Source organism: Pseudomonas sp. GNP013 (assembly GCF_054343995.1).
Window position 1 is genome coordinate 4,299,713 of the sequence record NZ_JBTGUT010000001.1, and the last position, 20,218, is coordinate 4,319,930.

The following is a 20,218-nucleotide window of genomic DNA, read 5'->3' on the forward strand; positions in this document are numbered from 1 at the left end:
CCTGTAACTTTATGTTTCGCAGCAAAAACCTCTCTATTGGCATGTTATATTGTTTCAATATAGTCCTTGGAACGCTCTCTCATGTCGTCTCGAAAGTTTGCCCCCCTGGCCGGCCTCGCCCTGGGTTTGCTGCTCGATCCCGCCTACGCCGAAGAAAACACCGTGGAACTGGACACCATCAGCGTCACCGGTGATACCTATGAGTCCGCCACCAGCCCGGTCACTGGCTACCGCGCCAGCCGCTCTGCCAGCGCGACGAAAACCGACACAGCCCTGCGCGACATCCCGCAATCGATCAGCGTGATCCCCGCCACAGTGCTCAAGGACCTGGGCAGCACCAGCGTGGAACGCGCGCTGGAATTTGCCGGCGGCGTGTCCAAGCAGAACAACTTCGGCGGCCTGACCCTCTACGAATACAGCGTGCGCGGTTTCACCACCTCGGAGTTCTACCAGGACGGTTTCAGCGCCAACCGCGGCTACCCGAGCACACCGGATGCGGCCAATATCGAACGCATCGAAGTGCTCAAGGGCCCCGCCGCCAGCCTCTATGGGCGTGGCGATCCCGGCGGCACAGTGAACATCGTCACCAAAAAGCCCCAGCCCGAAGCCTTCACCACCCTGCAAACCAGCGCTGGCAGCTGGGACCGCTATCGCACCGCGCTGGACGTCAACACTCCGCTCGACGCCGAAGGCAAGGTGCTGTCACGGGTCAACCTGGCCGTGGAGGACAACCACAGCTTTCGCGATCACGTCGAGAGCAAGCGCGTGTTCGTCGCGCCCTCGTTCAGCTGGCAGCTGGACCCGGACACCAGCCTGCTGGTGGAAAGTGAATTCGTGCGCCACAGCTCCACCTTCGACCGTGGCATCGTCGCCGCCCCCGGTGTTTCGCGTTCCACCTTCCTCGGCGAGCCCAATGACGGTGACATCGACAACCACAACAACCGTATCCAGGCCACCCTCGAACACCACCTCAATGACGCCTGGAAACTGCGCCTGGCCAGCCATTACAAACAGGGCAGCCTGTGGGGCGATGCGTCGGAAAACCGCGCGCTGAATCCCGACGGCCACACCCTCAACCGTCGTTACCGCGAACGCTCCATGGGTTGGCACGACAGCATCACCCAGCTGGAGTTGCGCGGCCTGTTCGACATTGGCAGTTGGCAGCATGAGGTGCTGATCGGCACCGAATACGAGGACTACCGCAAGAAGGAACGCGTGACCGCCATCGGCGGCAGCAATTACGCCATCGACCTCTACAACCCTGTCTACGGCCAGCCCAAGCCCAATGGCCTGCGCTCCGGTACCGATTTTTTCGAACAGACCAAAAGCCACGCGCTGAACCTGCAGGACCAGATCATCTTCACCGACCGCCTGCGCGGCATGGTGGGCGCGCGTGTTGAGCATTTCGAGCAGAGCACCGACGATTTCACCCGCAACGTCACCAGCCAGCAGACCCACGACGCCCTCACCCAGCGCGCCGGCCTGCTGTATCAGCTCACGCCTGAAGTCGGAGTGTTCGCCAACGCATCCACCTCGTTCAAGCCCAACAGCGGGCTGGATGCCGGCGGCAACACGTTCAAGCCGGAAGAAGGCGTGGGTTACGAGGTGGGGATCAAGACTGAGCTGTTCGAAGACCGCCTGAGCGCCACCGTCGCCGCGTTCCATATCGAGAAGGAAAACGTGCTCGCCCTGGACCCGGCCACCAACACCAACCGCGCCATGGGCAAGGCTCGCAGCCAGGGCGTTGACCTGCAACTGAGCGGGCAACTGACCGACGCCGTGCGGGTGATCGGCGCCTACGCCTACATCGATGCCGAAGTGACCAAGGGCGACGCTACCATTCCAGCCGGCAGCCGCATTCTCGGCGTGGCCAGGCACAGCGGCAGTCTGCTGGGGGTGTATGAATTCCAGGATGGCGCGCTGCGCGGATCAGACCTGGGCGCGGCGTTTACCTACGTGGGCGATCGCTCCGGCGAGGCGGGTACCCGCTTTGAATTGCCCGCCTATCACACCGTGGATTTGCTGGCCCACTACAAGGCCAGCAAAAACGTGACCGTGGGTTTGAACCTGAACAACCTGTTCGATGAAAAGTATTACGAACGGTCCTACAGCACTTACTGGGTGAATCCGGGCGAGCCGCGCAACCTCACGGTCAGCCTGACCCTCAACCTGTAAACACAGAGCAAATATGTGCGAGGCTCCGCCAAGTCTTCGACTTAGCGCTGTCGCGCAGCAAACTGGGGCCTCTGTGGCGAGCAGGCTTGTCCTGCGTTGGGCTGCGCAGCAGCCCCAAAACCAGACGCTGAGCCGTATCAGGTACACCGCGTTTTGCTTGATTGGGGGCGCTTCGCACCCCAACGCGGGGCAAGCCCGCTCGCCACAGGAATGTGGCTGCCTGAAACTTCAGGCTTTAAAATCAATAAGTTATTTTGTGTTTGATAAGAGGGGGCTTGCTCCCGATAGCAGTGGATCAGTCACCAGATGCCGTGACTGACACCCCGCAATCGGGAGCAAGCCCCCTCCCACATTTGGAGCTGTGCCGGTTTCGATTACAGTGACACCGGCGCGCGCTCGCAGAGCGTGTTGAGCGCCGCCGCCCATTGCGGGTCATCGTTGAGACACGGCACCAGCACCAATTCCTCGCCCCCCGCTGCGCAAAACTGCTCGCGCCCGCGATCGCCGATCTCTTCCAGCGTCTCGATGCAGTCGGCCACAAATGCCGGGCACATCACCAGCAGCTTTTTCACACCCTGCTGGGCCAGCGCTTCCAGGCGCGCTTCGGTGTAGGGCTCGATCCACTTGGCGCGGCCCAGGCGCGACTGGAACGCCACCGACCACTTGCCGTCCGGCAACCCCAGCCGCTCGGCAAAATTACGCGCAACGCTGAAGCATTGCGCGCGATAACAGGTGGCGAGCACCGCAGGCGAAGCATTCCTGCAGCAATCGGCGTCCTTGAAGCAATGCTGGCCAGTGGGGTCGAGTTTGGTCAAATGGCGCTCGGGCAGCCCGTGAAAACTGAGCAACAGGTGATCGTAATCCTGCTCCACATACGCCCGCGCGCTCTGCGCCAGGGCGTCGAGGTATTCCGGCTGATCGTAGAACGGCTGCAGGATCGAGAGTTGCACCTTCAGCTGCTTCTCACGTATCACCCGCCAGGCCTCTTCAATCACGGTGGTGACCGTGCTGTCGGCAAACTGCGGGTACAACGGCGCCAGCGTTACCTTTTGGATGCCCTGCGCGGCCAGGCGCGTCAGCGTGGTTTCCAGAGACGGCTCACCGTAACGCATCGCCAGTTCGACCGGGCCCTGGGTCCATTGCCGGGTCATCTGCTCTTGCAGGCGACGGCTGAGCACCACCAGGGGCGAGCCCTCGTCCCACCAGATGGAGGCGTAGGCATGCGCCGACTGCTCGGGGCGCTTGATCAGGATCAGCGACACCAGCAGGCGCCGCACCGGCCACGGCAGGTCGATCACATAAGGGTCCATCAAAAACTGGTTGAGGTAGCTGCGCACATCGGCCACCGAAGTGGACGCGGGAGAACCCAGGTTGACCAGTAACAACGCGTGATCCGTCATGCAACTTCCTATGGCTTAAAGGCGGCTGGACAAATCGTCCAGGGCCGCATGCAACTGCGTGAACTGAAATGTAAAACCGGCGGCCAGCAGCCGTTCAGGCACGGCCTTCTGCCCGCCCAGCAGCAATCCCGACAACTCGCCCAACCCCACCTTCAACGCAAACGCCGGCATCGGCATGAAGGCCGGGCGATGCAGCACCTGGCCCAGGGTCCTGGCAAACTCGCGGTTGCGCACCGGGTGTGGCGCGCAGGCATTATAAGGACCGCTGGCGCCTTCCTTGTGCAGAAGAAAATCAATCAGGGCGATTTGGTCCTTGATGTGCACCCACGGCATCCACTGCCGCCCATTGCCGATAGGGCCCCCCAGCGCCAGTTTGAACGGCAGCAGCAGGCGCGACAAAAAGCCGCCCTCGGCCGCCAGCACCAGGCCAGTGCGCACCAGCACCACGCGCACCCCGAGGGCTTCGGCGCGCTGGGCGGTTTCTTCCCAGGCGATGCACAGCTGGCTGGGGAAATCGTCCTGCACCGGGCCACTGGCTTCGGTCAATTCGCGCTCACCACCGTCGCCGTACCAGCCCACCGCCGAACCGGAAATCAACACCGCCGGTTTCTGCGCCAGGCCTTCGATCCACGCCAGCAGGCTTTCGGTGAGGCTGATGCGACTGCTCCACAGCAACGCCTTGCGCTTGTGCGTCCACGGACGGTCGGCGATCGGCGCGCCGGCAAGGTTGACCACCGCGTCCACCTCGCCGATCACGTCCTGCAAACGGCCAACGCCCAGTACCTGGGCGCCACACAACCTGGCCACTGTTTCCGGCTGACGGCTCAAGACAGTCAGGCGATGGCCCTGGGCAAGCCAGTGGCGACACAGTTGGCGGCCGATCAAACCTGTACCGCCGGTCAGCAAAATATGCATGGGATCTTCCTCATGTAACGTTCACCGCCCGTCACTGGTCTATTTTACTAATTAGGGACAATGTTGAATTCGGACGTAACGTTGGTTAAGTCACCGACGTTAACCATAGGTCACGCCACACAATCAGGCACGCCAAAACTTATACCAAAAAACGAGATTGTACAGCTATTGGTGTCGGCGTAGGCTGTACCCAACGGTAAAACGAGGCCTCCCATGAGTGTTCCCATCGCAATCATCGGCACCGGCATCGCCGGCTTGTCCGCTGCCCGAGCGTTACGAGACGCGGGGCAGGTCGTACACCTTTTCGATAAAAGCCGCGGCAGCGGCGGCCGCATGTCCAGCAAGCGCAGCGATGCCGGCGCGCTGGACATGGGCGCGCAATACTTCACCGCCCGCGACCGCCGCTTCGTCAACGAAGTACAGCGCTGGCAGAGCAACGGTTGGGCCGAGCAGTGGAAGCCGCAGTTGTACAACTCCAAGGCCGGCCAGCTCACGCCCTCCCCCGACGAGCAGATCCGCTGGGTCGGCACACCGCGCATGAGCGCCATCACCCGTGCGCTGCTCGACGACCTGCCGGTGACATTCGGTTGCCGCATCACCGACGTATTCCAGGGCGAACAACACTGGAACCTGCTGGACGCCGACGGCGGCAACCATGGCCCGTTCAGCCACGTCATCATCGCCACGCCCGCTCCCCAGGCCACTGCGCTGCTGGCGGCCGCGCCCAAGCTGGCGAGTGCCGCTGCCGGCGTGAAGATGGACCCGACCTGGGCCATCGCCCTGGCCTTCGACAAACCTCTGGATACGCCGATGCAAGGCTGTTTCGTGCAAGACAGCCCGCTGGACTGGCTCGCGCGCAACCGCAGCAAGCCCGGGCGTGACACCACCCTCGACACCTGGGTGCTGCACGCCACCAGCGCCTGGAGCAAGGCGCACCTGGACCTGTCCAGGGAAGCCGTGATCGAACACCTGCACGGCGCCTTCGCCGAGTTGCTGCACTGCGCCATGCCGGCGCCGTCGTTCAGCCTGGCTCACCGCTGGCTCTATGCCCGCCCGTCCGGCAGCCACGAGTTCGGCGTACTGGCCGACGCCGACCTGGGCCTGTTCGTGTGCGGTGACTGGTGCTTGTCCGGCCGTGTCGAAGGCGCATGGCTCAGCGGCCAGGAAGCGGCGCGACGCCTGATCGAGCATCTGCAATGAACCGCATCAATCCGGCCAAGCTGCTGCTGTCGAAATGGACCGCGACCGCGCCGAAGAACAAGGAAAAGCATTTCCTCGTCACCGAGCTGTTTCGTGACGAGGAAAACACCGTACTGGAAATCGAACTTCAGGCAGTAATGACCCGGCGCACCCAACGCCTTGCGTGGCAAACCCTGCAAGACGCTGACCACTGGACCATGGGCTGGAAGTAACCCCCGCAGCAAAACCTATACAAAATATTTGACTTGTACACCATCAAACCTATGATGAGATTAGTTGTACAGAGCCTTAAGCCTGTACAGGATTTTTTTGCCGAGGTTTGCCCATGCCCAGCACCGCAAAACCCAGGATTGGCATCAGCGCCTGCTTGCTGGGCGAGAACGTGCGCTTCAACGGCGGACACAAACAATCCCAGCTGTGCAGCGAGACGCTCGCCGATTACTTCGACTTCGTGCCGCTGTGCCCCGAAGTCGCCATCGGCCTGGGTATCCCGCGTGAAACCATCCGCCTGGTCGGCGACGCCACCAACCCGCAGGCGGTGGGCACCGTGCACCGTGAGCTGAACGTCACCCAGCCTCTCGACGAATACGGCCAGCAGATGGCGCGTGAACACACCGACCTGTGCGGCTACATCTTCATGCAGAAGTCGCCGTCCTGCGGCCTGGAACGGGTCAAGGTGTACCGTGACAACGGCGCCCCGGTCGACGGCGGCGGGCGCGGCATCTACGCCCAGGCATTCTGCGCGCGCCACCCCAACCTGCCGGTGGAAGAAGACGGCCGGCTGAACGATCCGGTGCTGCGGGAAAATTTCCTCACCCGTGTGTTCGTTTACGACAGCTGGCAACAGCTGCTGGCCGAAGGCCTGACGCGTCATCGCTTGCTGTCCTTCCATGCGCGCTACAAATATTTGCTGATGGCCCACAGCCCGGCGCATTACAAAAGCCTGGGTAACCTGCTGGGCAGCATGAGCAAGGGCGATAACCTCTCGGAGTTGGCCGACTGTTATTTCAGCGACCTGATGACCGGCCTGAAAAAATGCGCCACCCGCGGCACCCACACCAACGTGCTGCAGCACATCAGTGGCTACCTCAAGCAGGCCATCAGCAGCGACGACAAGCAGGAAATGCAGACCGTCATCGACCAATACCGCCACGGCATCGTGCCGCTGGTGGTGCCACTGACCCTGCTCAAGCACCACTTTCGCCAACACCCGGATCGCTACATCGCGCAGCAGGCCTACCTGCAACCGCACCCGGAAAACCTCAGCCTGCGAAATGCGATCTAAGCCATGAAAGCCGCCCTGCTAGACGAACCCGATGACATCGCCCAAGCCCTCGAAGACGGCTGGCTGCCGATTCGCGAGGTGGCGCGCCAGACCGGCGTCAACGCGGTCACCCTGCGCGCCTGGGAGCGGCGCTACGGCCTGATCGTGCCGCAGCGTACGCCCAAGGGGCATCGGCTATTTAGCGATGTCCATGTGCAACGCATCCACACCATCCTTACGTGGCTCAATCGAGGCGTGCCGGTCAGCCAAGTGAAAAACCTGATCGACTCTGCGCAGACCGGGCCGGACGCCGTGGAAAACGAATGGCACGCGCTGCACCAGAACCTGCTGACCGCCATCAGCGAACTGGCCGAGCGCCGGGTCGACGACGCCTTCAACCAGGCCATGGCGCTGTACCCGCCGCGCACGCTCTGCGCGCAATTAATGTTGCCGCTGTTGCAGGCGCTGGAGCAACGCTGGCAGGGCCAGTTCGGCGCGCAGATGGAGCGGGTATTTTTCCTGTCCTGGCTGCGCAGCAAGTTCGGTGCACGCATCTACCACACCAATCGCCAGTTACAGGGCGCGCCACTGCTGCTGGTCAATCACTCCGACCTGCACCTGGAGCCGCACCTGTGGCTCAGCGCGTGGTTGGCCAGCAGCGCCGACTGCCCGGTGGAAGTCTTCGACTGGCCGCTGCCTGCCGGCGAACTGGCCCTCGCGGTAGAACACCTGCAACCGCGCGCGGTGTTGCTGTATTCGAGCAAGGCCCTCAATGTGCCGGCGTTGACCAAACTATTGGGCGGCGTCAGTTGCCCAATTTTGCTCGCCGGACCAACGGTGTGCATCCACCACGCCGAACTGGCCGTACTAACCCAGGACATCCCTGACCTGTTCGTCGCCGAAGACCCCTTGGCGGCCCATCAGATACTGATTGAGCGTGGAATTGTCTAAATGCATTTGATCTGGCTGCGCACCGACTTGCGCCTGCACGACAACACCGCCCTGGCCGCCGCGAGCCAGCGCGGCCCGATGGCCGCCGTGTACCTGATCACGCCCAAGCAATGGCTGGCCCACGACGATGCCGCGTGCAAGGTCGACTTCTGGCTGCGCAACCTGCAGTCCCTGAGCCAGGCGCTGGGCACACTCAACATTCCCTTACTGATCCGCACCGCCCCGACCTGGCACCAGGCACCCGCCGTGCTGAGCACGCTGTGCCAGGAACTGTCGGTGGAATCGGTGCACATCAACGAGGAATACGGCATCCACGAAAGCCGTCGCGACCAGGCCGTGGCCCAAGCACTGGAAGCCTGCGGCGTGACGTTCCACCGCTACCTCGACCAACTGTTTTTTCAACCCGGCAGTGTGCTGACCAAGACCGGCACCTACTTCCAGGTCTTCAGCCAGTTTCGCAAGGTGTGTTACAGCCGCTTGCACAGCGCGCTGCCGCGCTTGGTGGCAACGCCGAAAGCCCAGCAAAAACTGCCGTTCGCCAGCGACCCGATTCCGCACAGCGTGCCCGGCTTCGAAACGCCCAGCGACAGCCTGCGCGCACTCTGGCCGGCCGGCGAAGACGAAGCCCGACGCCGCCTCGACGCCTTCACCGACCAGCAGATCGGCTATTACAAGGACGAGCGCGACTACCCGGCCAAACCGGGCACCAGCCAGCTCTCCGCCTACCTCGCCGCCGGTGTGGTGTCGCCGCGTCAGTGCCTGCACGCGGCGTTGCAGAGCAACAGCGGCGAGTTCGAAACGGGCAACGTTGGCGCCGTCACCTGGATCAACGAATTGCTGTGGCGTGAGTTCTACAAACATATTCTGGTCGGCTACCCACGGGTATCGCGCCACCGCGCATTCCGGCCCGAGACCGAAGCCGTCGCCTGGCGCCACGCGCCCGAGGACCTGGCGGCGTGGCAGGAAGCGCGCACCGGCCTGCCGATCATCGACGCGGCCATGCGTCAGTTGCTGGAGACCGGCTGGATGCACAACCGCCTGCGCATGGTGGTGGCGATGTTCCTGACCAAGAATCTGCTGATCGACTGGCGCGAGGGCGAGCGTTTTTTCATGCGCCACTTGATCGACGGCGACCTGGCTGCCAACAACGGCGGCTGGCAGTGGAGTTCTTCCACCGGCACCGACTCGGCGCCCTATTTCCGCATTTTCAGCCCGCTGAGCCAGTCGGAAAAATTCGACGGCGAGGGCGTGTTCATCAAGCACTGGCTGCCGCAGTTGGGGGCGCTGAACAAAAAGGACGTGCACAACCCCGAGGCCGCCGGTGGACTGTTCGGCGTGGCGGACTACCCGCGTTCGATCGTCGACCTGAAAAAATCCCGCGAGCGCGCCCTTGCCGCCTTCCGCAGCCTGCCGTCCCGTCAAGCGGTGGCCGCGCATGAGTGACTTTCTGCGCCGCTTCGCCCAGGCCTTTGCCACGCTGGACAAGCACAACCTGCACCTGCTCGACAGCCTGTACAGCCAGGACATCGCCTTCGCCGACCCGCTGCATCAGGTGCATGGCCTGCCTGAACTGCGCCGCTACTTCAGCGAGCTGTACAGCCAGATCAGCCAGCTGCGTTTCGACTATCAGGGTTTCGATGAGGTGGCCGAAGGCGAAGGCTACCTGCGCTGGAAAATGAGTTTTTGCCACCCGCGCCTCAACGGCGGCAAGGTCATCCGAGTGGAAGGCTGCTCGCACCTGATGTGGCGCGACAACAAGGTGTACCGCCATCGCGACTATTTCGATGCCGGCGCCATGCTCTATGAACACCTGCCGGTAGTCGGCCGAGCCATAAGCTGGCTGAAAAGGAGAATCGCATGAGCCTGACCTCGCCCCGCCGTTACTGGTTGACCGGTGCCAGCAGTGGCATCGGTGCCGCCCTGGCCCTGGAGCTGCTCGACAGCGGCGCCCACGTGGCCGTCAGCTCGCGCTCCCAAGGCCCGCTGGACGCGCTAGCCCGGCGCTACCCCGGCCAGGTGCTGGTGGTGGCCGGCGACCTGACCAACAGCCAGACCGTGCGCGAAATCGGCGAGCGCATCGGCGAAGCCTGGGGCGCGCTGGACACCGTGATTCTCAATGCCGGCACCTGCGAATACGTGGATGCGCGTCAGTTTGATTCCTCCATCGTCGAACACGTGGTGCGCACCAACCTGTTGGCCAGCAGCTACTGCATCGAAGCCGCCCTGCCGCTGCTGCGCGCCGGGCGCACGCCGCACCTGGTGGGCGTCGCCAGCGCCGTGACCTACTTGCCGATGCCACGGGCCGAAGCCTATGGCGCGTCCAAGGCCGGCTTGCGTTATCTGTTCGAATCCCTGCGCATCAGCCTGTCGCCGGAGCATATCGACGTCACCGTGATCAGCCCGGGCTTTGTCGATACACCGCTGACCGAACGCAATGATTTCCCGATGCCCTTGAGCTGGCCGGCCGACAAAGCGGCACGGCACATTTTCGCCAAGCTGGACAAACGCCCGCTGGAGATCGCGTTCCCGGCCATGTTCATCGCCGCCCTGTGGCCGCTGTCGAAACTGCCGAACCGCGCGCAACTGATCATCGGCAAGCGCATGCTGCGCAGCCCGCCGCCGCAGAAGGACGACCTGTGAAGATCGCCATCATCGGCAGCGGCATCGCCGGCCTGACCAGCGCCTACCTGCTCAGCCGTCGCCACGACATCAGCGTCTTCGAAGCCAACGCCTGCATCGGCGGGCATACCCATACCGCGCATGTGACGGTCGACGGCCAGCCTTACGCGGTGGACACCGGTTTTATCGTGTTCAACGACTGGACCTACCCCAATTTCATCCGGTTGCTGGGGCAGATCGGCGTGACATTCAAACCCACTGAAATGAGTTTTTCGGTGAACGACCAGCGCAGTGGCTTCGAATACAACGGCAATAACCTCAACAGCCTGTTCGCCCAGCGCCGCAATATTCTCTCGCCGGGGTTCTGGGGCATGTTGCGCGACATTCTGCGGTTCAACCGCCAGGCGCCGCTGGACCTTGAACAGCAACGCATCAGCGCCGACATGACCCTGGGCGACTACCTGGCAGCCGGCGGCTACGGCCCGCGATTCATCCGGCATTACATCGTGCCGATGGGCGCGGCGATCTGGTCGATGTCCCTGGCGGACATGCTCGGTTTTCCGTTGCAGTTCTTTGTGCGTTTCTTCAAGAATCACGGCCTGCTGTCGGTGAACAACCGCCCGCAATGGTGCGTGATCGAAGGGGGCTCCAGCGCCTACATCGAACCGCTGACCCGCGGCTTTCGCGAAAAAATTCGTCTCGATTGCCCTGTGCACAAAGTCGAGCGCAGCGCTGATGGCGTGGTGATCCACAGCGCCGCTGGCAGCGAGACATTCGACCGCGTGGTGTTCGCCTGCCACAGCGACCAGGCCCTGGCCCTGCTGGCCGACCCGAGCGAGGCCGAGCAAGCCATCCTTGGCGCCCTGCCCTACGCCGACAACGACGTGGTGCTGCACACCGACACCCGCCTGCTGCCCACGCGCAAACTGGCCTGGGCCAGCTGGAATTACCGCCTCACCGGCAGCGCTGATACCCAGGCCGCCGTCACCTACGACATGAACATCCTGCAAGGCATCGACAGCGCCACCACGTTTTGCGTCAGCCTCAACCAGACGCCAATGATTGATCCGCGCAAAATTCTTGCGCGCTTCACCTACGCCCATCCGCAATACAGCCTGGCGGCGGTGGCCGCGCAGGAACGCTGGGAAGAGTTGAACGGCGCGCGCAATACCTTCTACTGCGGTGCCTACTGGGCCAACGGCTTTCATGAGGACGGCGTGGTCAGCGCGCTGCGCGTGGCCCAGGCCTTCGGGGAAACCCTGTGAACAGCGCCCTGTACAGCGGCTGGATCGCCCATCGCCGGTTTGCGCCCAGGGCCCACGCCTTTCGCTACCGCATCGGCCTGCTGTACCTGGACTTAAGCGAGCAGGACCAGGTGCTCGCGCTCTCGCCCCTGGCCGGCACCCATCGCCTGGCACCGTTCGGCTTTCGCCAGCAGGACTACCTGCGCACCTTGACCCGCCACGGCATGAGCCTCACCGATGCGGTGCGTCTTGAGGTGGGCAAGGCGCTGGGGCGCACGCCCCAGGGCGCGATCTGCCTGCTGACCCAGGCCCGCAGTTGGGGCCTGGCGTTCAACCCGGTGAGTTTCTTCTACTGCTACGAGGCAGGTGGGGAGCTGGCCGCGATTTTGTGTGAAGTCACCAACACCCCGTGGCGCGAACGCTATCATTATGTGCTGCCGGCCCTGGCCCTTGGCGCAGGCGAACATCAGCACTTCGCGGTGGCCAAGGCGTTCCATGTGTCGCCATTTTTGCCGCCCGACCTCGAATACCGCATGAGCTTCAGCCCGCCCGCCGACCGGCTGGGCGTGCACATGGCCGACTGGCAAGGCGAACTCAAAGTCTTCGACGCCACGTTGAGCCTGCAAAAAGAGCCGCTCACCCGCGCCAGCCTGCACCGTTACCTGCGGCGCTTCCCGTGGATGACCGCCAAGACCTGCCTGGCCATTTACTGGCAGGCCGTGCGCCTGTTGCTCAAACGCACACCGATTTTCCCCCACCGAGCCGCCGATGGCGCCTCTCGCACTGCAGTTGGGTATACCAAGGATCGCCGCCATGAAATCCCCTAATGTATCGGTCAAGGCCACCCGCCTGAACGTCAATGGCATGACCAGTGCGCTGCTGCGCAAGGGCGTGCTGCGTCAGCTCAGCCAATTGCGCCACGGCCAGTTGGTGCTGATCGAGGACGGCGAGCGCCACGTATTTGGCGCACGGGAAGCGCATCTGTTGGGGGAGATCCATATCCTCGACGCCGCCGTGTGGGGCCTGGTGGCGGCCAACGGCTCTATCGGTGCGGGTGAGGCATTTATCCACGGTTATTGGACCAGCCCCGACCTCACCGCCGTGGTGCGCGTGATGGTCAGCAACCTCGACGTGCTCGATGCGATGGAAGGCGGTCTGGCGCGCCTCGCACGGCCGTTCACCCAGGGCCTGCACTGGCTCAACCGCAATACGCGCAAGGGCTCGCAGAAAAACATCGCGGCGCATTACGACCTGGGCAACGACCTGTTCGAGGAATTCCTCGACCCAACCATGATGTACTCGGCGGCGCAGTTTCTTAAGGCCGACGACACCCTGGAACAGGCGCAACTGAACAAGCTGGAACGCATCTGTCAGAAACTGTCGCTCAAGCCCGGCGACCACCTGCTGGAAATCGGCACTGGCTGGGGCAGCATGGCGCTGTACGCGGCGCAGCATTACGGCTGCAAGGTCACCACTACCACCTTGTCCAAGGAACAGTTCGCCTACACCGAACAGCGCATTGCCGCCCTGGGTTTGCAGGACCAGGTGACACTGCTGCTGAGGGACTACCGCGACCTCACCGGCCAGTTTGACAAGCTGGTGTCCATCGAGATGATCGAAGCGGTAGGCCACCGCTTCCTGCCGACCTACTTCAAGCAATGCGCGCACCTGCTCAAGCCCGACGGGCTGATGCTGCTGCAGGCCATCACGATTCGCGAGCAACGCTTCGAGCAGGCCAGGAACAGCGTCGATTTCATCCAGCGCTACATTTTCCCCGGTGGGGCGCTGCCCAGCGTGCAGAACATGTTGCACATCGTCAGCCGCGACACCGACATGAACCTGCTGCACATGGAGGATTTCGGCCTGCACTACGCGCGCACCCTGCGCCTGTGGCACGAGAACTTTCGCCGTGCTCATGGCCGTCTTGCGGAATTGGGCTACGACGAATATTTCCTGCGCCTGTGGGAATTTTATCTGTGCTACTGCGAAGGCGGCTTCATGGAACGCACCATTGGCACGGCGCAGTTGCTGTTGGCCAAGCCGGCGGCGATCAACCCGCCATTGCTCGGGCGCTTCGATGCTTAAATCGTTGGCCAACGCGGCGCTGTTCCAGTGCGGCTGGTTCGCCTGCGTGCTGGGCGGTGACAGCCTGTGGTTGCTGGTGGGGCTGGCGGTACTGGCCATTCACCTGCTGTGGATCAGTTCGTCGGCCGAGGATGGCGTGCTGATCATCAGCGTCACGCTGGTGGGCACGCTGTTGGACACGGCGTTACGTGCCCTTGGCGTGTTTCACTTCAACGAGCCGGGCCCACTGATTCCGTTCTGGTTGATGTTGCTGTGGGCTCTGCTGGCAACCACGCTGCACCATTGCCTGGCCTGGAGCGCGCGGCCATGGTGGCGCGCGGCATTGCTGGGGGCGATGGGCGGCCCGGCGTCCTACTACGCGGGGAGCCAATTGGCCGGCGTGCAGTTCGGTTACGCCACAGGCCCGACGATGGCCGGGTTGGCGGTGCTGTGGGCGTTTGTGTTCACGCTGCTGACCGCAGCAGCCACCAGCGACAAGTTTCAAGCGGCAAGCAAAAGATGAAGCCGGTCGGCTTCTACTTGCAGCTTGCCGCTTAAAGCTGGAAGCTGCCCCCATGACCACCATCCCTCACATACAGCTCAACGAACCCGCCGTCACCTGCTCGACGTGCGCGGCCTGTTGCTGTCAGCTGGAAGTGCTGCTGATCACCGACACCGGCGTGCCGGAACGCTACATCGACACCGATGACTGGGGCGGCGAAGTGATGCTGCGCCTGGATGACGGCTGGTGTGCAGCGCTGGACCGCGACACGATGATGTGCACGATCTACGAGCGACGCCCGCTGATCTGTCGGGAGTTCGAGATGGGTGCACCGGAGTGCCTTGAAGAGCGCCAGGGTATTGCGACGGCGTATCGCTGAGGCTTGATCGAAAGTCGCCATGTGGGAAGGGCTTGCCCCCTCCCACACTTCAAGCATTACAGCGGCAGGGTGTAGTGCACCGCGTAGCTTTCCACACCATCGTTGTTGCTGCTCATGCCGGCATTGGAATAGTGCGTGGCACGAATGCCCACTTCATGCCCGCCGGCAAAGCGCAGACCAAAGCCGATACGGTCTTCGAACTGGAAGGCCTGGCCGATGTTGTTGTCTTCCAACTGAGTGCGCGAGAACACGGCCAGGCCGATGCCCGCTTCGATGTAAGGCTTGACCGACTGCCCGGCAAACTCATACACAAACACTGGCGAGAACGACAGGCTGCTGGCACCGGCAGTCTTGTCGCCGTCCCAGTAGGTGTAGGCGCCGCTCCAGTAGCCGGTCAGCCGACCCACGTCGCTCTGCCACCAGCTTTTGTCCCAATCGGAGGTCAAGCCAAGCCGATAGGTCATGGTTGAATCGCTCGTTCCCCCCACTCCAAATTCCAGGCCGGCAGCATTGGCCGAAACAGAGTGTCCTACCACAGCGGCCACAATCGCGGCCAAACAGAACAAGCGCTTCATAAGAAACATCCTTTCCAAACGAAGTTATAGAGTGTTGTACAGGCTATCTCGCTATAGAAGCTGGCACATAGACGGAAGTTCCACACCAATAGCGAGCTATTTCACGAATTTTTCACGCGCCAAATATTCGCACAACGCTCGGATATTTCCATAGTGTCGGTAGGATATTTCTTAGGTGATACAGATCACCGCTGGTCCAGAACTGGGCCGGACTCGGGTTGCCCGTCGCTAAAAGGTCGCGCTGGCCCAGTAAATGCTTGAGCTGACGGGCCACGGCGGCGCCGGTATCGATGAGGATGACGCTGGGTGGGAGCATCTGCGCCAGCAGCGGTTTGAGAAAGGGATAGTGGGTGCAGCCGAGAATAATGGTGTCGCAGCCCGCGTTGAGCAACGGCTCGATATAGCCCTGCAACAGCTGGCGCAGGGCCGGGCTGGTCAAGTCGCCGGTTTCAATCAACTCCACCAGACCCGGGCACGGCTGCGTGATCACCCGCACATCGGTGGCGAACCGATCAAGCAAGGCGGCGAACTTGGCGCTTTGCAGGGTGCCGGTGGTGGCAAGCACTCCGACGACCCCGCTGCGGGTGGCGGCGGCGGCAGGCTTGACGGCGGGCTCCATGCCCACCAACGGCCAGTCCGGGAAGTCCAGACGCAGGTCGGCCACGGCCGCCACTGTCGCAGTGTTGCAGGCAATCACGAAGGCCTTGGCGCCTTGACTGCGGAAAAACTCGGCCACCAGGCGCGAGCGTTCGAGAATGAACGCGGGGGTTTTCTCGCCATAGGGAATATGCCCGCAGTCGGCCACATACAGCAGTGATTCGTGGGGCAGTAACTGCTGGATTTCGTCCAACACCGACAGGCCGCCGACGCCGGAGTCGAACACGCCGATTGGCGCATCCTTAAGCATGCGGCGCCCCGCATACGCTGCAAGCGGGATCGCGCTTGACGCGCAACTCACGAAAACGCGTGGTCAAGGCATCGATCAGCAGCAAACGGCCCACCAGCGGCTCACCGAACCCGGCCAGCAGTTTCAGCGCCTCCAGGGCTTGCAGGCTGCCAACCAGTCCCACCAGCGGGCCGATCACGCCGGCTTCGCTGCAGGTGAGTTCGGTATCGCTGCCGTGCCCGTATAAACAGTGATAGCAGGGGCTGTTGGCGCGGCGCGGGTCGAACACCGACAATTGCCCTTCCAGGCGAATCGCTGCGCCGCTGACCAATGGCCTGGCGGCGGCCACGCAGGCCGCATTGACCGCTTCGCGGGTGGAGAAGTTGTCGCTGCAATCGAGCACCACGTCTACGGCCGCCACGGCGGCGGCCAGGGAGCCGGCGTCCAGCGCGCTGCGGTGGGTAACCAGCCTGACCTCAGGATTGACGGCGGTCAGGCGGCGCACGGCCGAGTCGACCTTGGTCTGCCCGACGCTGTCGGTGTCGTGGATGATCTGGCGTTGCAGGTTGGTCAGGTCGACCGTATCGAAGTCGGCCAGGTGCAGCTCGCCCACGCCGGCTGCGGCGAGGTAAAGCGCCACCGGCGCGCCCAGGCCACCCAGGCCGACGATCAATGCGCGGCTGTTTTTCAGGCGCAACTGGCCTGCGATGTCCACCTGCTGCAACAGAATCTGCCGGCTGTAGCGCAACAGCTCTTGGTCGGTCAGCACGGCCGTTGCCCCAGGCTGATGCGTTCGTGGCCGCCGAGGTCGATGCGGCTGTGAACGTCCTCGAACCCCTGGCTCAGCAGCAGATCGCGCACGGCCAGCGCCTGGTCGTAACCGTGCTCGAGCAATAGCCGGCCTCCGGCATTCAGGTGAGTCCCGGCCTGCTGGATGATCAAGCGCAGATCGTCCAGGCCATCGCGGCCTGCCACCAGCGCGCTGGCCGGCTCGAAACGCACATCGCCCGCCACCAGGTGCGGGTCGTTGTCGGCAATGTAGGGCGGGTTGCTGATGATCAGATCAAATGTACGACCGCCCAGGGCGCTGAACCAGTGACTGCTCAGCACCGTGGCGTTATCAAGGTGCAGCCGCTGGCGATTGCGCTCGGCCAGGGCCACGGCCTCCAACACGCGATCAACGGCGGTCACCTGCCAGGCCGGGCGCTCGCTGGCCAGGGCCAGGGCAATGGCGCCGCTGCCGGTGCCCAGGTCGAGCACCGTAGCGGGCGTGGCCGGCAGCAATTCCAGTGCGGCCTCCACCAGCAGTTCGGTGTCCGGGCGCGGGATCAGCGTGTGCGGCGCCACTTCCAGGTCCAGTTTCCAGAAGCCCTGCTGGCCGAGGATATAGGCCACCGGCTCGCCGGCTCGGCGCCGTTGCAGGTAACCGGCAAACGTGAGCGCCGCTTCGCTGCTGACGATTTTTTCCGGCCAGGTGTGCAGGTAGCTGCGCGACTTGCCCAGCGCAGCCGCCAGCAGCAGCTCCACATCCAGACGCGCGGTGGGCGAGTCTGGCAGGTCGGCGGCGCGCAACAGGCTGGCGATGATGGTCATTTATTCACCAATGGCTGCGAGTTGATCGGCCTGGTATTCGGCCAGCAACGGCTCGATCACCGCGTCCACGCCGCCGGCAAGAATTTCGTCGAGCGAATAAAGGGTGAGGTTGACGCGGTGGTCGGTGACGCGGCCTTGGGCAAAATTGTAGGTGCGGATACGCTCGGAGCGATCGCCCGAGCCCACCAGCAGCTTGCGCTCGCTGGCAATGGCGTTGGCGGCGGCGCTGGTCTGCTGGTCGTTGAGCTTGGCCGACAGCCAGGACATGGCCCGCGCACGGTTCTTGTGCTGGGAGCGTTCTTCCTGGCATTCCACCACGATGCCCGACGGCAAGTGGGTGATGCGGATCGCCGAGTCGGTCTTGTTCACGTGCTGACCACCGGCGCCCGAGGAGCGGTAGGTGTCGACGCGCAGATCCGCCGGGTTGATCTCGATGGTTTCCTGCTCGTCCGGCTCGGGCAACACCGCCACGGTGCAGGCCGAGGTATGGATACGGCCCTGTGACTCGGTCGCCGGCACCCGCTGCACGCGATGTGCGCCGGACTCGAACTTGAGCTTGCCGTAGACGTTGTCGCCCTCGACCCGCGCGATGACTTCTTTATAGCCACCATGCTCGCCTTCGTTTTCCGACAGGATCTCCACCCGCCACCCGCGCCGCTCGGCGTAGCGCGAATACATGCGGAACAGGTCGCCGGAGAAAATGGCCGCTTCGTCGCCGCCGGTGCCGGCACGGATTTCGAGAAATACGTTGCGCCCGTCGTTGGGGTCCCTGGGCAGCAGCATGCGTTGCAGGTCGCCTTCCAGCTCAGTCAGCTTTTCCTTGGTTTCGCGGACTTCTTCCACGGCCATTTCGCGCATGTCCGGGTCGTTGTCCTTGAGCAGCGCCTGGGCGCCTTCGAGGTCGGCCTGCACTTTCAGCAAATTTTTGTAAGTGGCGACCACAGGCTCAACTTCGGCGTATTCCTTGGAATAGGCGCGGAATTTGGTCTGATCGGAAATGACTTCGCCATCGCCAAGCAAGGCGGTCAGTTCTTCGAAACGGTCCTGGAGCACGTCCAGTTTATTGAGCAGTGAGGCTTTCATTGCGGTTTTTTATCCGAAGAGCTGTCTGACGCGCCCTCACCGAGGGCAAAGAGTTCCTGGGCCATGGCCAGCGCATCGAGGCGGCCTTCGGCAGTCAATTTTTTTAGCTGTACGCTGGGCGCGTGGAGCAGTTTGTTGGTCAGGCCACGCGCCAGCTGCATCAGCACCTCTTCGGCGCTGCTGCCGTTGGCAAGCAGACGCTGGGCCTTGATCAACTCCTCGTCACGCAGGCGTTCGCCCTGTTGACGATAGGCCTTGAGCACGTCCACCGCCGCCAGTTCGCGCAGGCGCACCATGAAATCTTCGGCGCCGACGCTGACCATCTCCTCGGCGGCCTGGGCGGCGCCCTGGCGGCTCTTGAGGTTTTCGGCGACCACTTCGTGCAGGTCATCGACGCTGTAGAGGTAAACGTCGTCCAACTCGCCGACTTCGGGTTCGATATCCCGTGGAACGGCAATGTCCACCATGAAGATCGGCTTGTGCTTGCGCAGCTTCAGTGCACTTTCTACCGCGCCTTTGCCCAGTATCGGCAATTGACTGGCGGTGGAGCTGATCACGATATCACTGCGCACCAGTTCGGCCGGAATATCCGACAGCAACACCGCGTGGGCACCGAACTGTTCGGCCAGGCTGCTGGCGCGTTCCAGGGTGCGGTTCGCGACGACGATGCGCTGCACACCCAGCTCGTGCAGATGGCGGGCGACCAGGGTGATGGTCTCGCCGGCGCCGATCAGCAGGGCCTGGCTGCGTTGCAAATCGCTGAAAATCTGTTTGGCCAGGCTGACCGCCGCAAAAGCGACGGACACCGGGTTTTCGCCGATGGCCGTGTCGGTGCGCACCTGCTTGGCAGAATTGAACGTGGCCTGGAACAGACGGCCCAACAGCGGGCCGACCGTGCCGGCCTCGCGCGCGACGGCATAGGCGGACTTCATCTGACCAAGGATCTGCGGTTCGCCCAGTACCAGCGAATCAAGCCCGGAGGCGACGCGCATCATGTGACGAACGGCCGCATCCTCTTCGTGCACATACGCGCTGGCGCGCAGGTCGTCGAGGCTCAAATGGTGATAATCGGCGAGCCAGCGCAGCACTACATCCGCTGACAGATGTTCCTGCTCTATATAGAGCTCGCTGCGATTGCAGGTCGAAAGGATTGCAGCTTCGCGGCTGTCGGTGAGCCGGCAGAGCTGTTGCAAGGCCTCAACCAACTGCTCCGGCGTAAACGCCACGCGCTCGCGCACGTCGACTGAGGCAGTCTTGTGGTTAATACCGAGCGCGAGGAAGGCCATTCAATATCGCTGATGAGGTCGGGAAGCCGGCAATTGTCCTACTTCGAAAGATCCAGAACAACCACCGTCGTCTATTGTCCTA

21 protein-coding genes are annotated in these 20,218 nt (G+C 63.0%); 13 read left to right on the forward strand and 8 right to left on the reverse strand.

Features of this window, described 5'->3' with window-relative positions:
• Positions 1–81 precede the first annotated feature (81 nt).
• Positions 82–2,175 (forward strand): TonB-dependent siderophore receptor, encoded by a 2,094-nt coding sequence (locus ACXX81_RS19000; RefSeq protein ID WP_458572195.1) that lies wholly within the window; start codon positions 82–84, stop codon positions 2,173–2,175.
• A 374-nt stretch (positions 2,176–2,549) separates the two neighbouring features.
• Here ACXX81_RS19000 and hemH read toward each other — a convergent pair whose 3' ends face one another.
• Positions 2,550–3,575 (reverse strand): ferrochelatase, encoded by a 1,026-nt coding sequence (gene hemH, locus ACXX81_RS19005; RefSeq protein WP_209988381.1) that lies wholly within the window; start codon positions 3,573–3,575, stop codon positions 2,550–2,552.
• Between the two features lie 15 nt (positions 3,576–3,590).
• Positions 3,591–4,490, reverse strand: a complete 900-nt coding sequence (locus ACXX81_RS19010) for a TIGR01777 family oxidoreductase (RefSeq protein WP_209988379.1) — start codon at positions 4,488–4,490, stop codon at positions 3,591–3,593.
• A 213-nt stretch (positions 4,491–4,703) separates the two neighbouring features.
• Between ACXX81_RS19010 and ACXX81_RS19015 the strand changes: the two genes are divergently transcribed.
• The 12 genes from ACXX81_RS19015 to ACXX81_RS19070 all read left to right on the forward strand — a co-directional run bounded on the left by ACXX81_RS19015 (position 4,704) and on the right by ACXX81_RS19070 (position 14,713).
• A complete protein-coding gene (locus tag ACXX81_RS19015) occupies positions 4,704–5,690 on the forward strand; it encodes an NAD(P)/FAD-dependent oxidoreductase (protein WP_209988375.1) in 987 nt (328 codons plus the stop codon).
• Positions 5,687–5,902 (forward strand): TIGR02450 family Trp-rich protein, encoded by a 216-nt coding sequence (locus tag ACXX81_RS19020; protein WP_057006989.1) that lies wholly within the window; start codon positions 5,687–5,689, stop codon positions 5,900–5,902. Before ACXX81_RS19015 ends, ACXX81_RS19020 begins: the two co-directional genes overlap by 4 nt.
• A gap of 113 nt (positions 5,903–6,015) precedes the next feature.
• Positions 6,016–6,975, forward strand: a complete 960-nt coding sequence (locus ACXX81_RS19025; protein ID WP_458572196.1) for a YbgA family protein — start codon at positions 6,016–6,018, stop codon at positions 6,973–6,975.
• Positions 6,976–6,978: 3 nt separating this feature from the next.
• Positions 6,979–7,905 carry a MerR family transcriptional regulator gene (locus ACXX81_RS19030; RefSeq protein ID WP_458572197.1) on the forward strand — a complete coding sequence of 309 codons (927 nt, stop codon included), beginning with the start codon at positions 6,979–6,981 and terminating at the stop codon, positions 7,903–7,905.
• Positions 7,906–9,348: a deoxyribodipyrimidine photo-lyase gene (phrB, locus tag ACXX81_RS19035; protein WP_458572198.1), complete on the forward strand. Its 1,443-nt coding sequence runs from the start codon at positions 7,906–7,908 to the stop codon at positions 9,346–9,348.
• Complete coding sequence (locus tag ACXX81_RS19040) at positions 9,341–9,766, forward strand: nuclear transport factor 2 family protein (protein WP_209988360.1); 426 nt, start codon at positions 9,341–9,343, stop codon at positions 9,764–9,766. The genes phrB and ACXX81_RS19040 overlap by 8 nt, the downstream gene beginning before the upstream one ends.
• Positions 9,763–10,545: an SDR family NAD(P)-dependent oxidoreductase gene (locus ACXX81_RS19045; RefSeq protein WP_209988357.1), complete on the forward strand. Its 783-nt coding sequence runs from the start codon at positions 9,763–9,765 to the stop codon at positions 10,543–10,545. Before ACXX81_RS19040 ends, ACXX81_RS19045 begins: the two co-directional genes overlap by 4 nt.
• Entirely contained in the window at positions 10,542–11,789 is a 1,248-nt protein-coding gene (locus tag ACXX81_RS19050; protein ID WP_322212594.1) for an NAD(P)/FAD-dependent oxidoreductase, read from the forward strand. Before ACXX81_RS19045 ends, ACXX81_RS19050 begins: the two co-directional genes overlap by 4 nt.
• A complete protein-coding gene (locus ACXX81_RS19055; RefSeq protein ID WP_209988352.1) occupies positions 11,786–12,595 on the forward strand; it encodes a DUF1365 domain-containing protein in 810 nt (269 codons plus the stop codon). Before ACXX81_RS19050 ends, ACXX81_RS19055 begins: the two co-directional genes overlap by 4 nt.
• On the forward strand, positions 12,582–13,853 hold the full coding sequence (locus tag ACXX81_RS19060; protein ID WP_209988349.1) for an SAM-dependent methyltransferase: 1,272 nt from the start codon (positions 12,582–12,584) through the stop codon (positions 13,851–13,853). Before ACXX81_RS19055 ends, ACXX81_RS19060 begins: the two co-directional genes overlap by 14 nt.
• Entirely contained in the window at positions 13,846–14,355 is a 510-nt protein-coding gene (locus ACXX81_RS19065) for a DUF2878 domain-containing protein (protein ID WP_231422464.1), read from the forward strand. The genes ACXX81_RS19060 and ACXX81_RS19065 overlap by 8 nt, the downstream gene beginning before the upstream one ends.
• Positions 14,356–14,407: 52 nt before the next feature.
• The gene (locus ACXX81_RS19070) at positions 14,408–14,713 is read left to right on the forward strand and encodes a YkgJ family cysteine cluster protein (protein ID WP_004372444.1); all 306 of its coding nucleotides are present in this window, start codon (positions 14,408–14,410) and stop codon (positions 14,711–14,713) included.
• A gap of 56 nt (positions 14,714–14,769) precedes the next feature.
• On the opposite strand, the gene ACXX81_RS19075 is transcribed toward ACXX81_RS19070, so the two are convergent.
• The 6 genes from ACXX81_RS19075 to hemA all read right to left on the reverse strand — a co-directional run bounded on the left by ACXX81_RS19075 (position 14,770) and on the right by hemA (position 20,136).
• Positions 14,770–15,288: an acyloxyacyl hydrolase gene (locus ACXX81_RS19075; protein ID WP_209988344.1), complete on the reverse strand. Its 519-nt coding sequence runs from the start codon at positions 15,286–15,288 to the stop codon at positions 14,770–14,772.
• A 112-nt stretch (positions 15,289–15,400) separates the two neighbouring features.
• Complete coding sequence (gene murI / locus ACXX81_RS19080) at positions 15,401–16,195, reverse strand: glutamate racemase (protein ID WP_209988341.1); 795 nt, start codon at positions 16,193–16,195, stop codon at positions 15,401–15,403.
• Complete coding sequence (locus ACXX81_RS19085; RefSeq protein ID WP_209990654.1) at positions 16,188–16,943, reverse strand: molybdopterin-synthase adenylyltransferase MoeB; 756 nt, start codon at positions 16,941–16,943, stop codon at positions 16,188–16,190. Before ACXX81_RS19085 ends, murI begins: the two co-directional genes overlap by 8 nt.
• Positions 16,937–17,767 (reverse strand): peptide chain release factor N(5)-glutamine methyltransferase, encoded by an 831-nt coding sequence (gene prmC / locus ACXX81_RS19090; protein ID WP_458572199.1) that lies wholly within the window; start codon positions 17,765–17,767, stop codon positions 16,937–16,939. The genes ACXX81_RS19085 and prmC overlap by 7 nt, the downstream gene beginning before the upstream one ends.
• Entirely contained in the window at positions 17,768–18,850 is a 1,083-nt protein-coding gene (prfA, locus tag ACXX81_RS19095) for a peptide chain release factor 1 (protein WP_458572200.1), read from the reverse strand.
• A complete protein-coding gene (hemA, locus tag ACXX81_RS19100) occupies positions 18,847–20,136 on the reverse strand; it encodes a glutamyl-tRNA reductase (RefSeq protein ID WP_209988334.1) in 1,290 nt (429 codons plus the stop codon). Before hemA ends, prfA begins: the two co-directional genes overlap by 4 nt.
• Between the last annotated feature and the right edge of the window lie 82 nt (positions 20,137–20,218).

Bases quoted from the DNA above. Each gene is read 5' to 3' on its own strand.
- prmC (WP_458572199.1), bottom strand. From the start codon at position 17,767: ATGACCATCATCGCCAGCCTGTTGCGCGCCGCCGACCTGCCAGACTCG.
- ACXX81_RS19000 (WP_458572195.1), top strand. From the start codon at position 82: ATGTCGTCTCGAAAGTTTGCCCCCCTGGCCGGCCTCGCCCTGGGTTTG.
- phrB (WP_458572198.1), top strand. From the start codon at position 7,906: ATGCATTTGATCTGGCTGCGCACCGACTTGCGCCTGCACGACAACACC.
- ACXX81_RS19025 (WP_458572196.1), top strand. From the start codon at position 6,016: ATGCCCAGCACCGCAAAACCCAGGATTGGCATCAGCGCCTGCTTGCTG.
- ACXX81_RS19010 (WP_209988379.1), bottom strand. From the start codon at position 4,490: ATGCATATTTTGCTGACCGGCGGTACAGGTTTGATCGGCCGCCAACTG.
- ACXX81_RS19045 (WP_209988357.1), top strand. From the start codon at position 9,763: ATGAGCCTGACCTCGCCCCGCCGTTACTGGTTGACCGGTGCCAGCAGT.
- ACXX81_RS19040 (WP_209988360.1), top strand. From the start codon at position 9,341: ATGAGTGACTTTCTGCGCCGCTTCGCCCAGGCCTTTGCCACGCTGGAC.
- ACXX81_RS19070 (WP_004372444.1), top strand. From the start codon at position 14,408: ATGACCACCATCCCTCACATACAGCTCAACGAACCCGCCGTCACCTGC.
- ACXX81_RS19030 (WP_458572197.1), top strand. From the start codon at position 6,979: ATGAAAGCCGCCCTGCTAGACGAACCCGATGACATCGCCCAAGCCCTC.
- ACXX81_RS19075 (WP_209988344.1), bottom strand. From the start codon at position 15,288: ATGAAGCGCTTGTTCTGTTTGGCCGCGATTGTGGCCGCTGTGGTAGGA.
- ACXX81_RS19015 (WP_209988375.1), top strand. From the start codon at position 4,704: ATGAGTGTTCCCATCGCAATCATCGGCACCGGCATCGCCGGCTTGTCC.
- ACXX81_RS19060 (WP_209988349.1), top strand. From the start codon at position 12,582: ATGAAATCCCCTAATGTATCGGTCAAGGCCACCCGCCTGAACGTCAAT.
- ACXX81_RS19020 (WP_057006989.1), top strand. From the start codon at position 5,687: ATGAACCGCATCAATCCGGCCAAGCTGCTGCTGTCGAAATGGACCGCG.
- hemH (WP_209988381.1), bottom strand. From the start codon at position 3,575: ATGACGGATCACGCGTTGTTACTGGTCAACCTGGGTTCTCCCGCGTCC.
- hemA (WP_209988334.1), bottom strand. From the start codon at position 20,136: ATGGCCTTCCTCGCGCTCGGTATTAACCACAAGACTGCCTCAGTCGAC.
- murI (WP_209988341.1), bottom strand. From the start codon at position 16,195: ATGCTTAAGGATGCGCCAATCGGCGTGTTCGACTCCGGCGTCGGCGGC.
- ACXX81_RS19065 (WP_231422464.1), top strand. From the start codon at position 13,846: ATGCTTAAATCGTTGGCCAACGCGGCGCTGTTCCAGTGCGGCTGGTTC.
- prfA (WP_458572200.1), bottom strand. From the start codon at position 18,850: ATGAAAGCCTCACTGCTCAATAAACTGGACGTGCTCCAGGACCGTTTC.